General features: G+C 46.4%; 4 protein-coding genes and 1 pseudogene. All 5 read right to left on the bottom strand.

Translation table 11 applies throughout. The annotated features are described in order from the left end of the window. Positions 1–196: 196 nt before the first annotated feature. Positions 197–10,138 carry a non-ribosomal peptide synthetase gene (locus C5471_RS01925; protein ID WP_166295572.1) on the bottom strand — a complete coding sequence of 3,314 codons (9,942 nt, stop codon included), beginning with the start codon at positions 10,136–10,138 and terminating at the stop codon, positions 197–199. Positions 10,139–11,306: 1,168 nt separating this feature from the next. Continuing rightward, entirely contained in the window at positions 11,307–12,629 is a 1,323-nt protein-coding gene (locus tag C5471_RS01920) for an MFS transporter (protein ID WP_133814930.1), read from the bottom strand. A 413-nt stretch (positions 12,630–13,042) separates the two neighbouring features. Next, positions 13,043–13,459, bottom strand: a pseudogene (locus C5471_RS01915) (FGGY-family carbohydrate kinase); the annotation flags it as partial. 23 nt (positions 13,460–13,482) lie between these two features. Next, positions 13,483–15,093 carry an AMP-binding protein gene (locus C5471_RS01910; RefSeq protein ID WP_133814929.1) on the bottom strand — a complete coding sequence of 537 codons (1,611 nt, stop codon included), beginning with the start codon at positions 15,091–15,093 and terminating at the stop codon, positions 13,483–13,485. Beyond that, positions 15,080–16,252 carry an MFS transporter gene (locus C5471_RS01905; protein WP_133814928.1) on the bottom strand — a complete coding sequence of 391 codons (1,173 nt, stop codon included), beginning with the start codon at positions 16,250–16,252 and terminating at the stop codon, positions 15,080–15,082. Before C5471_RS01905 ends, C5471_RS01910 begins: the two co-directional genes overlap by 14 nt. Between the last annotated feature and the right edge of the window lie 4 nt (positions 16,253–16,256).

The following is a 16,256-nucleotide window of genomic DNA, read 5'->3' as shown; positions in this document are numbered from 1 at the left end:
ACAGCGTTAATCCAAAAGGATATGAGATGATATCAAAACATGTAACAGGATTAACCGACTGCTCAAATAAACGATTTTACATGGCAGTAAAAAGTTTACGAAAAATCAAAGAAAACCATTATAACCCGGTATAAACAATATACACCGGGTTATTAAGCCAACATTAAATTATTCTACATTTCTTAATATATCAGTATTACAGTACCTCCCCATCACAATGCATTACCAACGCCCTATTCAAAGCCTGAGCTAAAACCGTTTTATTTTCATTATCTTCCAATAAACTAAAATGGTTACCTGGAACGGCAATCAACTGTAGTGAAGAATCCGATATTATCTGCGCCCAGCCTAGCGACGGTTCTATATTTAACGACTCTGGTTTTTCATCTGTAATAAAAGCAATAGCGGGAGAAGGCTCTACCGCATAAAACTGATGCAGCGTTACCGCTAATGCCTGCGGTTCATACTCTCTGACTATTTGCGCATAACACGCTATCTGCTCCCAACGTTTGGCAATTAAATCGGAACTCAGATTGGCGGGATATAACGCCAATTCCTGTGCCGCTTCAATAAATTGCACCAAATTCAGCTCATCAATTCGCCGGTACAACGCTGCAACTTCTTCTGAGCGTTCCTCCCCTGACTGCCTGACCAGCTCAGTTAAGAACTGATGTTTGGGGTGCTCAGGTTGCTCCCCGAAATAATGAGGAGCCGGAGTATCAATCAGCCCCAGGAAGTTCACCGTCTCACCGACATGCAAAAGCCGCTGGACAATGGCGTAAGCCAATATACCGCCGGAAGAGTAACCACTTATCCGGTATGGGCCTGTCGGTTGAACCGCTTTCATCAAGCCGATCATTCTGACCGCCTGCTCTTCCATCGTTGACATCGGTTCTTCACTGATGGACGGCCAGGGCAGCGCATAAATCGGATAACCTGACCGGATATGTTGAGCCAGCCCGAAGACATAGGAATAGTCACCCATCCCACTGGGCACAAAGAACAATGGCAGACCTGTTCCGGCAGGTCGCACTGTGATGGCAACACATTGCGGCTGAGACAGCAAATCTGAGGTGATTTTCGCTGCCAATTCGGCCAGCACCGGAAATTGGAACAAGGCATTCAATGTGCAAATCAACCCCCGGCCTACGGCAAGATTGGTCATTCGCATGGCGAGCAATGAGTGCCCTCCCAGCGCGAAGAAGTTATCATGCCGGCTGACCTGCTCAACCCCCAGCAATTCACACCAAATCGCCGCCAATACGGTTTCTGTTTCTCCTTGTGGCGCTGCGTAAGCCTGACGGACAAACGCTTCTTCGTCCGGTGCGGGTAAGGCCTGACGGTCCAGTTTGCCGTTTGGCGTCAATGGAAAGGCATCCAAACGCACAAAAGCCGACGGCACCATATAGTCAGGTAAAATAGCACTTAAGTGTTCACGCAAACGGGCTGCCAATCCATCACTCTTTTCTGCCTTTTCCACCACTACATAAGCGACCAGATGCTTGTCCTGCCCATCTTCCCGCACCAGTACTGCCGCCTCTTGTACCGCCGGGTGTTCCACCAGCCGGGTTTCAATTTCCCCCAGTTCAATACGGAAACCGCGGATTTTCACCTGATGGTCATTACGGCCGAGGAATTCCAGGTTACCGTCCGGTAGATAGCGGGCCAAATCCCCCGTGCGATACATCCGCGCACCAGATACCGGACTAAAAGGATCAGGTATAAAACGCTCTGCACTCAATTCCGGCTGGTTAAGATAACCGCGTGCTACACCGACACCACCAATATACATTTCACCAATACAGCCTAATGGCACGGGTTGACCGTCTCTGTCCAACAGGTAGACGCAGGTATTTTTAACCGGCCGGCCAATAGAACTATCATCTACAGGGGATAACACCGCCTTACAGGTTGCAGTCACAGTATTTTCCGTCGGGCCATAAGCATTCAATAATCGGGGTCGATGGGTTTCCTGCGTAAACCAGTCCTGAATAGCGCTCTTTTTCACCTCCTCACCACCAATGATGATGAGCCTGAGGCAATCCGGCAGCGGTGATGGATTGTCTCTGGCAATCAATTCGGACCAAAATAACGCAGGCAGAGATATCACCGTAATCTGGTTTTGCCAGGCTAAAGTAATAAACTCCTGTGCAGAGGCCAGCCAACTGTCATCACGCATCACCAGCGTGGCGCCATTACATAATGACGAGAACAGTTCTTCCACTGAAACATCAAAAGCAAAAGAGGCGAATTGCAGCACCCGGTCTTGCGCCGTGACAGCATAGAGATCATTAAAACCCAGATGACGTTGATATACCGACTGATGTTCTACCATCACCCCTTTCGGCTGCCCAGTTGAACCAGAGGTATAGATAACATAAATCAGATGCTGTGGCGTCAACGCAGGAACCTGCGGGTTGCTGTCCGGCTGGTCAGGCAGGGTATTTGGATCAAGTACCGTCAGCCCGGCCAGCGCTTCTTCGCCCAACGCCGCCCGTCCGGTTTCATCAACCAATACCACTGCCGGAGCCGTATCATTCAGAATATACGCCAGGCGTTCTTCCGGATAGGTTGGATCCAGTGGTACATAAGCCCCGCCAGCTTTCAGCACCGCCAGCAGCGCCACCACTATCGCCGGGGAGCGAGCGACGCAAATCGCCACCCGCTGATCCGGTACGACGCCCAGCGCAATCAATTGATGGGCCAGACGGTTGGCGCGGGCATTTAATTCAGCATAACTGAGGATCTGCTGCTGATACACCAGTGCCGTCGCCTGCGGGGTTTGCTCTGCCTGTTGTTCAAACAACTGATGAATGCATAACGCGTCAGGATACGGGGTTTCCGTGGCGTTCCAGGTTTCCAGCAATAATGTACGTTCCGTTTCCGGCAGGATATTCAGTGACCGTACCGGCGTTTCCGGAGCTTGTTCAAGCGCCTCGATCAAACTTTCCAGCGCCTGCTGCATATAACCGCATATCCGGTCCGGATCAAACGGTTGCACCACCAGAGCAGTCAGCCCCAAAGTAGAGCCGTCGTCTTCCACCGACAATCCTAATGGGTAGTTAGTCCGCTCCTGTGTGTCTAGGAATTCAATCCCCTCCATCGTTTCATCCGGAGTCGCTGGCTGATAATTATGTCGATAGTTGAACAAAGTACTAAAAAGTGACGTACCGCTGGCAACCCCACTGCACCGCTGGGCCAGCGCCAGTGAAGCATGCTCATGCCCCAATAATCCGGCCAGCCGGCTATGAGCTGCCTGTACACTGTCCCGTACCGGGGTATCATCGATATCCAAGCGTAATGGCAGCGTATTGATAAACAACCCCATACCATTGTCGGCACCTTCACCTGCCTGCATCCGCCCAAACAACACGGTACCGAACACCACTTTCTCCTGCCCACTGGTGTGCGACAACACCTGCGCCCAAGCCAGATGACACAACGCCGCCAAACTGATGCCCAAACGCCGGGCCTGACTACGCAAGCGATCATTTAACCCAGTGGTCAGCATCCGATGGGCTTCCGTCATCTGAGATCCATCACGATATACCTCCGTCAGCCCGAACGGCAACGTTGGCTCATCCACCTCCGTCAACATGTCAGTAAAGAAGCGGGTATGGGCGGCTTGACTCACTCCCAGCCGGGCCTCCGCCACCAGATTGCGGAACGGCACCGGGTCAGGCAGATGGTCCTCCTGCCCGGAAAAACAGGCCTGAACCTCACGGTTCATCACTTCCATCGTTTCATGGTCGCCGATCAAGTGATGCTGCAATTCCAGTAAAAACCAGCGACCATCCGTTTCCTGAGCGATAACAACATGCAGGAGCGGAGCCTGACTCAGGTCGAGACGATGGTGACCGGGATCAAAACGCCGGGTTAACTGGTCAATGACCGGACCGTCAGCCGGGTCTAGTGTCAGTTCAGTTACCGGCAAAGTCGCCTGACGCCAAACCACTTGAGCCGGCGCAGATAATCCTTCCCAGATGAAAGCCGTACGCAGGATATCATGGCGATCAATCGCCTGTTGCACCGCCGCCAGATAACGGTCCAGCAGAGCACGGTTAGCAAAGACTACCGGATAGAGCAACAGGTACGGATCGCCTTCTTTTTCCAACAGATGGTGGAACAGAATACCGTCCTGTAACGGCGACAGCGCATAGATATCCTGAATATTAGCGATCCCGCCCGGCACCTGCCCAACAATACGATCAATCTCAGGCTGAATCAGATCAATCAGCGGCAACATCGCTGGAGTAAGTTTCGTTGTCGCTGGCGTAATGATATTGGGCGGTACCTTCATGGCCTGATGCCGCCCCAACGTTTGGACCAATTCTGACAGCACCGGCGACTGAAACAGATCACGCGCCACCAATGTCAACCCCTGGAGACGCAGACGTTCAATCATCCGCACAGCGAGCAGTGAATGTCCACCCAACGCAAAGAAGCTGTCATGCCGACTTATCTGCTCAATGCCCAATAACTCACACCAGATGGCCGCCAGAGCGATCTCAACCTCCCCTTGTGGCGCTTGGTAAACCTGACGGGCAAAATCATCCTCCCCCGGTGCCGGTAATGCCCGGCGATCCAACTTGCCATTCGGGGTCTCCGGGAAAGTATCCAGACGTACAAAGACCGCCGGTACCATATAGTCAGGTAAAATTGCGCTCAAATGCTCGCGCAAATGTGCTGCCAATCCCTCCTTTTCCTCCGCTGCCACATAGGCCACCAGCCGTTTACTTTGCCCGTCATCCAATGCCAACACTGCCGCCTCTTGCACCTCTGGATGTTCCACCAACCGGGTTTCAATTTCCCCCAGCTCAACACGAAAACCGCGGATTTTAACCTGCTGGTCGTTGCGACCCAGGAATTCCAGGTCACCGTCCGGCAAGTAGCGAGCCAAATCCCCGGTACGATACATCCGTGCACCGGATACCGGACTAAAGGGATCCGGCATAAAACGTTCTGCGCTCAGTTCTGGCCGGTTCAGATAACCCCGCGCCACACCAACGCCGCCAATATACATCTCGCCAACACAGCCTAATGGCACAGGTTGGTTATATGAGTCCAACAAGTAAATACAGGAATTTTTAGCTGGCCGGCCGATAGAACGGTCATCCTCTGGGGATAACACCTCTTTATAGGTCACCGTCACGGTATTTTCCGTCGGGCCATAACCATTCAATAACCGGGGCTGGTGGGTTTCATGGGTAAACCAGTCCTGAATGGCGTTCTTTTTGACCGCCTCACCGCCAATGATGATGAGCCGGAGGCAATCCGGCAGCGGTAACCCCGTCTCTCTGGCCGCCAGTTCAGACCAGAATAAAGTTGGCAGCGATACCACTGTAATACGATATTGCTGGGTTAAGGCAATAAATTCCGGCATCGAAGCCAGCCAGCTATCATCGCGAAGAACTAACGTCGCGCCATTGCATAATGATGAGAAAAAATCTTCCACTGAAACATCAAACGCAAAAGCGGCAAATTGCAACACCCGGTCTTGCTCCGTGACGGCATAAGTCTCATTAAAACCCAGATACCGTTGATAAATCGCCTGATGCTCTACCATCACCCCTTTCGGCTGCCCGGTTGAGCCGGAGGTGTAAATCACATACGCCAGATGCTGAGGCGTCAACGCCGGGACCTGCGGGTTGCTGTCCGGCTGGTCAGGCAGAATATTCGGGTCAAGTACTGCCAATCCCGCCAACGCCTCCTCACCCAACACCGCCCATCCGACGGCATCAGCCAGGACCACTGCCGGAGCCGTATCATTCAGGATATACGCCAAGCGTTCCCCCGGGTAGGTTGAATCCAGCGGCACATAAGCGCCACCGGCTTTCAACACGGCTAATAACGCCACCACCATCGCTGGGGAGCGAGCCACGCAAATGGCTACCGGCTGGTCGGGTATGACACCCAACGCAATCAATTGATGGGCCAAACGGTTGGCACGGGCATTTAATTCGGCATAACTCAGCGTCTGCTCTTGATACATCAGCGCCGTCGCCTGCGGGGTTTGCTCTGCCTGTTGTTCAAACAACTGATGAATGCATAACGCCTCAGGATAGATGGATTCCGTGGTGTTCCAAGTTTCCAGCAACAGCGTGCGTTCCGTTTCCGGCAAGATGTTCAGCGCCCGTACTGGTGTTTCGGGAGCTTGTTCAAGTGTCTCCACCAAACTCTCCAACGCCTGCTGCATATAACCACATATCCTTTCCGGATCAAACGGTTGCACCACATTAACCGTCAGCCCTAACGTGGTGCCCCCATCCTCCACCGACAGTGCAAATGGATAGTTGGTCTGCTCCTGTTCACCCAGGAATTCAATCCCGGCCATCGTTTCATCCAGCGGATCCGGCTGATAATTATGCCGATAGTTCAGCAGGGCACTAAAGAGCGGCGTACCACTGGCAACCCCGCTGCACCGCTGGGCCAGCGCCAGTGACGCATGTTCATGCTCCAGCAACCCGGCCAGTCGCAGATGTACCGCCCGCACGCTGTCCCGTACTGGGGTTTCATCAATATCCAAGCGTAACGGCAGGGTATTAATAAACAGCCCCATGCCACTATCAGCCCCTTCCCCCACCGCCATACGGCCAAACAGCACGGTACCAAACACCACTTTCTCCTGTCCGCTGGTACGCGACAATACCTGCGCCCAGGCCAGATGACACAACGCTGCCAGACTGACACCCAAGCGCCGGGCCAAATTGCGCAGACGGTCATTCAACTCAGTCGTCAGCATCCGATAAGAACCTACCTCTTGAGATCCATCAAGATGCACATCCGCCAACCCAAACGGCAGCGTGGGTTCATCCACCTCCGCCAACATGTCGGTAAAGAAACGGGTATGCGCTTCCTGACTCACCCCCAGCCGGGCCTCCGCTACCAGATTGCGGAATGGAACCGGGTCAGGCAGACGATCCCCCTGTCCGGAAAAATGCGCCTGCACTTCGCGGTTCATCACTTCCATTGTTTCGTGGTCGCCGATTAAGTGATGCAGCAGCTCCAATAAGAACCAGCGTCCATCGGTTTCCTGGGCGATAACAAAACGCAATAGTGGGGCCTGACTCAGGTCAAAACGGTGCTGACTTGGGTCAAAACGCTGGGTTAACTGGTCAATAACCGGGCCGTCAGCCGAGTCCAGCGTCAGTTCAGTCACTGACAACTGAGCCCGACGCCAAACCACCTGCGCCGGTATTGACAATCCTTCCCAGAGAAAAGAAGTGCGCAGGATGTCATGGCGATCAACCGCCTGTTGCACCGCGTCCAGATAGCGGTCCAACAGAGCACGGTTAGCAAAGGCCACCGGATAGAGCAATAAGTATGGATCGCCTTCCTTTGTCAACAAATGATGGAACAGGATACCGTCCTGCAATGGCGACAACCCATAGATATCCTGAATATTTTCCATCCCGCCCGGTACCTGCCCGACAATATGATCAATATCAGCCTGAGTCAGATCAATCAGCGGCAACATCTCCGGCGTGAGTATCGTCGTCGCTGGCGTAATGACATTAGCAGGTACCATCATGGCCTGGTGTCGCCCCAACTTTTGCGCCAATTCTGACAACACCGGCGACTGGAACAGATCACGCGCTGCCAGTGTCAACCCCTGATGACGTAGACGTTCAATCATCTGCACGCCAAGCAGTGAATGGCCACCCAATGCAAAGAAGCTGTCATGCCGGCTGATCTGCTCAATGCCTAATAACTCACGCCAAAGGGCGGCAAGGGTGATCTCTGCTTCCCCTTGTGGCGCTTCGTAAATCTGACGAGCAAAATCGTCCTCTCCCGGTGCCGGTAATGCCCGGCGATCCAGCTTACCACTTGGAGTCTGCGGGAAGGACTCAAGGCGCACAAAAGCCGCCGGGACCATATAGTCAGGTAAAACGGCACTCAGATGTTCACGCAAACTGGCAGCCAACCCCTCCTGCGCTTGTGCTGCCACATAGGCGACCAACCGTTTATTCTGCCCGTCATCCAATGCCAATACCGCCGCCTCTTGCACTGCCGGGTGTTCCATTAGCCGGGTTTCAATCTCTCCCGGTTCAATCCGGAAGCCACGGATTTTAACCTGCTCGTCGTTACGGCCCAAAAATTCCAGATCACCGTCCGGCAAGTAACGGGCCAAATCCCCGGTGCGATACATCCGCGCACCGGAGACTGGACTAAAGGGATCCTCTATAAAACATTCCGCGCTCAATTCCGGACGGTTAAGATAACCCCGAGCCACCCCGACGCCGCCAATATACATTTCACCAATGCAGCCTAATGGGACCGGTTGACCATATCTGTCCAGCAGGTAGACGCAGGTATTTTTAACCGGCCGGCCGATAGAATTATCATCTGCCTGGGATAATATTTCCTTACAAGTCGCCGTCACGGTATTTTCCGTCGGGCCATAAGCGTTCAATAGTTGAGGTCGATGGATTACCCGCGTAAACCAATCCTGAATAGCGCTCTTTTTGACCGCCTCACCCCCAATGATGATAAGCCGGAGGCAATCCGGCAGCGATAATTCATGGCCTCTGGCGATCAGTTCTGACCAGAACAACGCAGGCAGAGACATCACCGTGATACGGCTTTGCCGGACTAAGGCAATAAATTCCGGCACCGAAGCCAGCCAGCTATCATCTCGCATGACCAGTGTGGCACCGTTGCATAATGACGAAAATAATTCTTCTATTGAAACATCAAAAGCAAAAGAGGCAAATTGCAACACCCGGTCTTGCTCTGTGACAGCAAAGAGATCATTAAAACTCATATGCCGCAGATACATTGCCTGATGCTCTACCATCACACCTTTCGGCTGCCCGGTTGAGCCGGAAGTGTAGATGACGTAAGCCAGATGCTGAGGTGTCAACGCCGGGACCTGCGGATTACTGTCCGGCTGGTCCGGCAGGGTATTCGGGTCAAGTACCGTCAATTTTGCCAGCGCCTCTTCACCCAGTGCCGCCCGGCCAGTCGCATCAGCCAGGACCACTGGCGGCGTTGTATCATTCAGGATATACGCCAGACGTTCCCCCGGGTAGGTTGGGTCCAGCGGCACATACGCGCCTCCCGCTTTCAACACCGCCAACAATCCCACCACCATCACCGGGGAGCGAGCCACACAAATCGCCACCCGCTGATCTGGTGTTACACCTAACATAATCAGTTGATGAGCTAACCGGTTGGCATGAGCATTCAGCTCCGCATAACTGAGGGAGTATTCTTGATACACTAGCGCCGTCGCCTGCGGGGTTTGCTCTGCCTGCTGCTCAAACAACTGATGAATACATAACGGGTCAGGATACGGGGTTTCCGTAATGTTCCAGGTTTCCAGCAACAATGTACGTTCAGCCTCAGGCAGTAAATTCAGTTGCCAAACAGGGATTTCATCACCCTGCTTTTTTGACGATACCAACATCCGTAAGTGCTCACCCATTCGCTGAACCACTTCCCCGCTCAGACGGTTTGCATCGTATATCCAGCGAAAACCGCCCTGCGCATTCACCTGGAGGGTCAGCAATTCGCCAAGCGCCTCCTGATCGCCATCCCTGTCATCCTGTATCACAGAGACGGCTATCTGCCACGGCCGGCGGGTCGCCAACTCCGGAATAGCCTGTAATGAAGGAACACGGGCGAGGAGATCACGACTAAATGTCCGGTGCTGCGCCAACCGGGTAAGCTCGTCATCAACCCAGTCAGCTATCGCCCCCCACGGCTTATCAAACACCACCTCGATGATCATAGGCACCACCAATGCCAAATCTGCTGATTTACCTTTGACCTCATCCACGCACCAACCGATTTGGAATTCAGTCTGCTGAGTCAAGCGCGCAAGATAGATCACAAATGCCTGCAACAGTGTCCGCAATGAGTCCTCTTCCCCATTTTTTGGTAACGGGAGCTGCCAAAGACTCATTGCCCATCTGGGTTCCGCTTGTTCTCCTGCGGTTTCGAAAGGTAACTGGAATGGTTGCAAAACAGTAAGACGCTCATACCAGAATAATTCACTGGGTGTGAGGGTCTGGAGGATATTCTTTGTATTTTGAGTCTGTGGTGACGCATAATTTGAGTCGATTATGTTTTCTGGCTTCTGAGAAAGTAATTCAGATTTAAGAACATTTCCCACTTTAGCAAAGTTATCTTTCATCTATCATATACCTCAACGAATCTGTTAGATTTTTGAAAACTGTCATTTCTGACAGTCATCACCAATGTTTTTGCCCCCAAGAAATAGAAGCCGATATTTCTGACATTAATTCAAAACTATCAGATGCGGTATGCCATAGCCCGGCTAATAACCCTATAATCAGCAATTCTTCGACGCTAATTCCCCTGATAACGGAATAAATAATTCATCTTATGAATCGGAATAAAACATCCCATTATTGCCCCTGTTTTTAGATAAATTTGATTAATTTTATGCAATTTTTATTGTCTGACACTGAACTCCATAATTTAAAATGGAACCATCAACTACATCAACTACATCAACTACATCAATTATGCATAAATACCAAATCAATGTTATATTTCATCCATTTCCTATTAATACCAAATTAAAATAATTTCAAAAAATTAAATGCTCACAAAAACAAATCATAAAATAAATTTAATATTATCAATTAGTTAAGCAAATATCCGCCTAAAAAGCAGCTCCTTCAATCTAATAATGAACGTATATTTCAACACCAAATTAGACTTATTCAATATTTACAAAAAAATTATTCATATTAAATTATACAAAAATATAACATCAAATTAAAATAATTTATAACACATTATTTTTCAATAGTAAAAAATGCCAATAACGTAAATACCAAAAAATAGGGAAAAAATCAAAAATAACTCGATTAAATATTACCTTGTAATAATCAGAATATGATAAAATATTAATATCATTATATCACATACCGCAGCAAAACAATTTTTAATTTAAATAACTTCATTATTGATTATTTTTAAACAATAAATAATGTGATTTATCCGATATTTATGGACATTTAATTATTCATAGTGTAAATAAGCGATTCATTTAACATTTATTAATTAAAAAATACCTAAAAATATATAAACGATTATATTAACCTGTTTTTCATACTTATTAACATTCATTATCCCAATGCAAATAAGATATTATTAAATCAAGATAAATTAAATATATTACTATCAATAAATACATTTCTATTATAGATTTTAATAACATTTTCAACCGGGGGAATAAACTTTTTCATAAACCATGTGGATTCATTTAATAAAATAATCCCTAATAAGAATGATATTAATTAAATGTATTTGTAATCTCCTCATAAAGTTATTTATTTACGCCTTCTATCATTCACATTTTTAAATATCAATGCTAAAGCAGCTAAAATAGCAGGAATGGATAAAATTGCAAAAATACTGCTATGATTTAATTCAAATCTGATCAATTCTGCTCCAAATAAAGCACCGCAAATTCCACCGAATCTTCCAAATCCTAACATCCAGGCAACCCCCGTTGCCCGACAATGAGTCGGATAAAATTGTGCGGAGATGGCCCCCATTGATGCTTGAGCGCCATTCATTGTTATTCCGGCAAGAAATATAAAAATACTCAGTAATAATACATTCTCTCCCTGACCAATAAAGAAAACAAAAATACCCGCTAATATATAATTAGTTGCTACCACTTTATGAGGATTAATTCGGTCCATTAACCAACCGGAAAAAACAGCGCTTATTACGCCCCCCAAAGGAAATAATGCTGTCAGTGTTGCCGCCATGCTAATACTGAAACCAACATCGTTCATTAAAAACGGCAACCAACTTGTCAGCACATAAAAAACCAACGCTCCCATGAAATAAGTTGTCCATAACATGCTAGTCCCAAGTAAGAATCGATTAGATAAAACCGCTTTAACTGACGACTTATGTATAATTTCTTCTTCATCAAAGATAAACTTATTTATATCATTTAAAGAATTACCGGTCATTTTAGACAAAATCCGCCTTATATTACCTTCGGCTCCCCCTTTCAAAGCCAGATACCTAAGTGATTCAGGTAATAAAGAGAGGAGAAATAGAGACAGAAATAATGGCAAAATCCCCCCTAAAATCAGAACGCCCCGCCAACCAAAATATGGAATAATCCATGCGGAGACTATTCCCCCTACTGCTGCGCCAAGAGGAAAACCACAAAAAACGATATTTATTAACAAAGATCTCCGATGCTCTGGCGCATATTCAGACATTAGAGTTACCGCATTTGACATTGCGGCACCAAGACCTAACCCAGTCAAAAAACGCAAAATAGTTAATGTCTGTATTGAACCGGCTAAAGCTGTGGCAAGACTAAATAGGCCAAAAACAGTGACTGATGTCATCAGCACTGACTTTCGACCAAACCGATCTGCAAGTGGCCCAGAAAAGATCGAACCCAACGATAACCCAAAAAGTGCAGCGCTCATAGTCGGCCCAAGAATAGCACCTTCTACTTTAAAATCATTTATTACTGCTGGTGCAATATATCCCATTAATACAGTGTCAAAACCATCAATTACAACAATTAAGAAACAGAGAATTAATACTTGCCATTGAACTTTCGAAAGTTTTTGATTATTAATAATATGTTGGACATTGACTGTTTTAGTGCTATTCATATTGAATCACCAATCGTAAAGAAAACTGTTTTAATGCTTTCTGTGTTAATTTTATTTATGTTTATATTATTACTATGAAAAATATAATTGACGTTATTATTTTCAAGTTATTACTGCATCAACTAACCCGAAATATGAAACTAAAGACATTAAGGCCAATCAGTAGAAGTCTTTCAGGGTAAATATTACCACAAGATTACCGGATATATCTCGAATAAAAAGATAAGAATTAAAGAATTGCAGATAAAAAAATCGCATTGATAATAATGAAAAAATGTGATTCTAAGAGCCTATCCCACCACAGGTTCACTCTTTATTACAAAGAAGAACAAATAAAATAGCCTTAATGGGATAGGTAGTAAAAAAGCATAACAAGAAAATGAAAATCAGGGGCAAGATTACACCTGAAATTTTTATAATCCCGGAGCCTTCCATAATGAAGTTGTCAAACCATGATCGACCAAAGTTAGCTGATCGGCATATATCGCCTGCCAATTCTTTTTAGCCTTTTGATACACTTCATAATGTTCAGGGTTTGGCTGATATTCATGTTGCCAACGTACCAGCTTTTCCCCCGTCGTGCTCATGGCATCATAAAGTCCAACCCCTACTCCAGCGGCGATTGCACATCCCAAGGCAGTAGATTCTTTAACCATTGGTACCCGAACCGGCAGCCCTGTCACATCAGATAAAATCTGGCTCCACAATTTTCCTTTCGAACCACCGCCAGCAAATACCAATGAATCCGGTTTAACAGCCGAAAATGCAGAAATCAGATCCAGATTACAAGCCGAGACAATCGCCGCATTTTCTTCCAATGCGCGGAATAATACGAAATCCCATCCTTGAGATTTCAGGAATTTCTAATTAATTGTCTTAATTGTTCTTTTATGATTTTTCCACTTGCGTTTCTGGGTAAGGTTAAAAAAGTATATCCCTTAGGACGCTTATACCGTGCTACTACCGTACAAATATAATCATTTAATTCATGCTCTGTAACTGATGAATTTTCTTCAAGTTCTATAAATGCATACGGTACTTCACCCCAATGTGGATCTGGCTTTGCTACAACGGCGGCAGCTAAAACACCGGGATAGTTTGACAGTGAATTTTCCAGTTCCAGACTAGAAATATTCTCACCACCAGAAATAATAATATCTTTCTTTCTATCTATAATTCTGATATAGCCATCATCTTCAACAACAGCAAGATCCCCCGTGAAAAGCCATTTACTTGCCGCATCAAGAGTCACATACCGATCTGGATCATAGGATGCAACCATATTTCCACGAATTACGAGTTCACCAACAGTTCTCCCATCAAAAGGCACCTGTAATCCCGTATTTTCCTCAAGAACACAAACTTGACCTTGCAAATTTGAAACAATGCCTTGGCGCATTCGCTTAGATATTCTTGCAGATTCGGGGAGCTTTTCCCAATCGACCTTTTCTTCACACACAACGACAGGCCCATATGTCTCAGTCATACCATATACTTGTGTTACTGTTATTCCAATGGAATCTAATAGAGAAAACATCATCTCTGTAGGCGGCGCACCTGCAACTAATCCATTAATTTTCTCCTCAAAATGCAGCCTTTGCTTCCGAGCAATATTACCTAATGCGCAATGGACAATAGGCGCGCCACAATAGTGCGTTACCTTATGCTTCTGCATTAATAATATCGCTTCTTCTGCGTCAAACTTGCGCATACAGATGTGTGTACCTCCTCGAGCAGCAATAGCCCACGGAAAACACCACCCATTACAGTGAAACATTGGTAACGTCCATAAGAACGTCGGTCGCTTTGGTATATCCCAATCCAAAACATTAGAAATGGCATTCAGAAACACGCCACGGTGAGAATAGACAATAAGTTTAGGTTGTCCACTTGTTCCTGAAGTTACATTTATGCTGATCGCTTTTTGTTCATCTCGCAGAGAAAAAGACAACTCTCCCAATTTGTGCGTAGTTATCAGCGATTCATATTGAATAAATTCCCGGTCAGAAATCGATTTTGAAATGACTACACCGTCCACATCAACAACAATGATCTTTACTTGCTTGTCCAGGGGAATATCATCCAACAGTGAAATAAAGGTTCTATCAATGAACAATACCTTAGGATTAAGTTTTTTGAATATAAAATTTAAAGTGTTTGAGTCTGTTCGGGTACTGAGCACATTCAAGATACCACCTGCCATTGGAACCGCAAAATGTAATTCAAGCAGTTCATGTATATTAGGTAGAAAAGCGGACACAACTGTTTCTTTGCAAACACCAATTTCTTTCAGCGATATTGCGAGCCTTTCACACCGAGATGCATATTGACTCCAAGTCCAACAACATTCTCCATCTATAACAGCAATATCATTTTTATTACTCAGTACTGCTCTTCTTAGAAATGAAATAGGTGAAAGTGCGACACCATCATATTCACTTAAGAAGGAATTAGAACAAATCATATTTCTCACTCCCTTTTTTATATATTCTAAAAGCGATTGATATCATGATAAGAAGCAATATAGCATCGATAATAATTGGGGTATCGATTCCGCCAAATTGTTGAGCATATGGTGTTACAGCTTGGCCGATTGCTTGAGCTAAAAATGTACTTGTGCCTAAGAATCCATAAATTGCAGGAATTTGCTCAACAGGATAAGTCTTCGACACAAACTGATGAAAGGATGTGAAATAAATGGTACTACCAAGTCCACCCAATAATAACATTATCCAAAGGCCCAAGTGAGTTGATATTAAAAGAGCACCACTCGGTTGCAAAAACAAAAGCATAAGGGAGATGACGAATCGTGCCTTTAAAGCTGTTTTTCGCAACAGCTTACGCAACGGTAACACTAAAAAACCTCCTGCAGCCGCAATAGCGAACGAATAACCAACCTCTATTGGACTAAATCCACAAGCATATATAGCAAAGATGGGCCATGAGGCTAACCATAAACCAAGACAAATAAATTCTAGATGGTGAACCAGGAGTAATCTCCAATTCCGCCTAAGGAGTTGAACATACGTTATTCGAATCTGTTCACGATTATGATTGGCAATAGACGTAATAGCAGTTTTTTGGGGCAATATTATCAGACACAAGGAATACAGAATTGCAGAAAATAAGAAAACACTATAAAGGTCAAATTTTGCAGCGATAATCCCTCCAGCCATTGGACCCACTAAACGTCCAGCATTTTGGGAAATAACGTAGCTATCATTCACCGATTCAAAATTCGGAGCTTGGGAGAATCTATTAAGCTGTGTTCGCCAGGAGATAATGAATCCTGAAAAAAAAGCCCCTTCAAGAAGCCTGGAGCACAACAGTAAACTAACAGAGTTGCTAAAAAGAAATAAACAAATGCTACAAGACATAAGTCCAATTAATGCACCAGCATATATCTGTAAACAGTTTTTAGGTGAGATAAATTGCCCCATAATGGGCTGAAATACCACTCTTCCAATAGCAGTTCCCGATAGGAAGATTGCTGCTTGTGTTGTGGAAAAATCAGTAGCTTCCACAAGCAAAGGTATATAACCTATGGCCGCAGTAGCTGCGGCCCAAAAAAGAAAACCTCGAAAAAATGTAATAAGAGGTAGTAGATCTAATTTTTCGCTCATAACT

This window comes from Photorhabdus tasmaniensis, assembly GCF_011189505.1.
Lineage (GTDB): Bacteria > Pseudomonadota > Gammaproteobacteria > Enterobacterales > Enterobacteriaceae > Photorhabdus > Photorhabdus tasmaniensis.
Note: the sequence above shows the minus strand (reverse complement) of the source record. Positions and strands in the feature narration are given on the sequence as shown.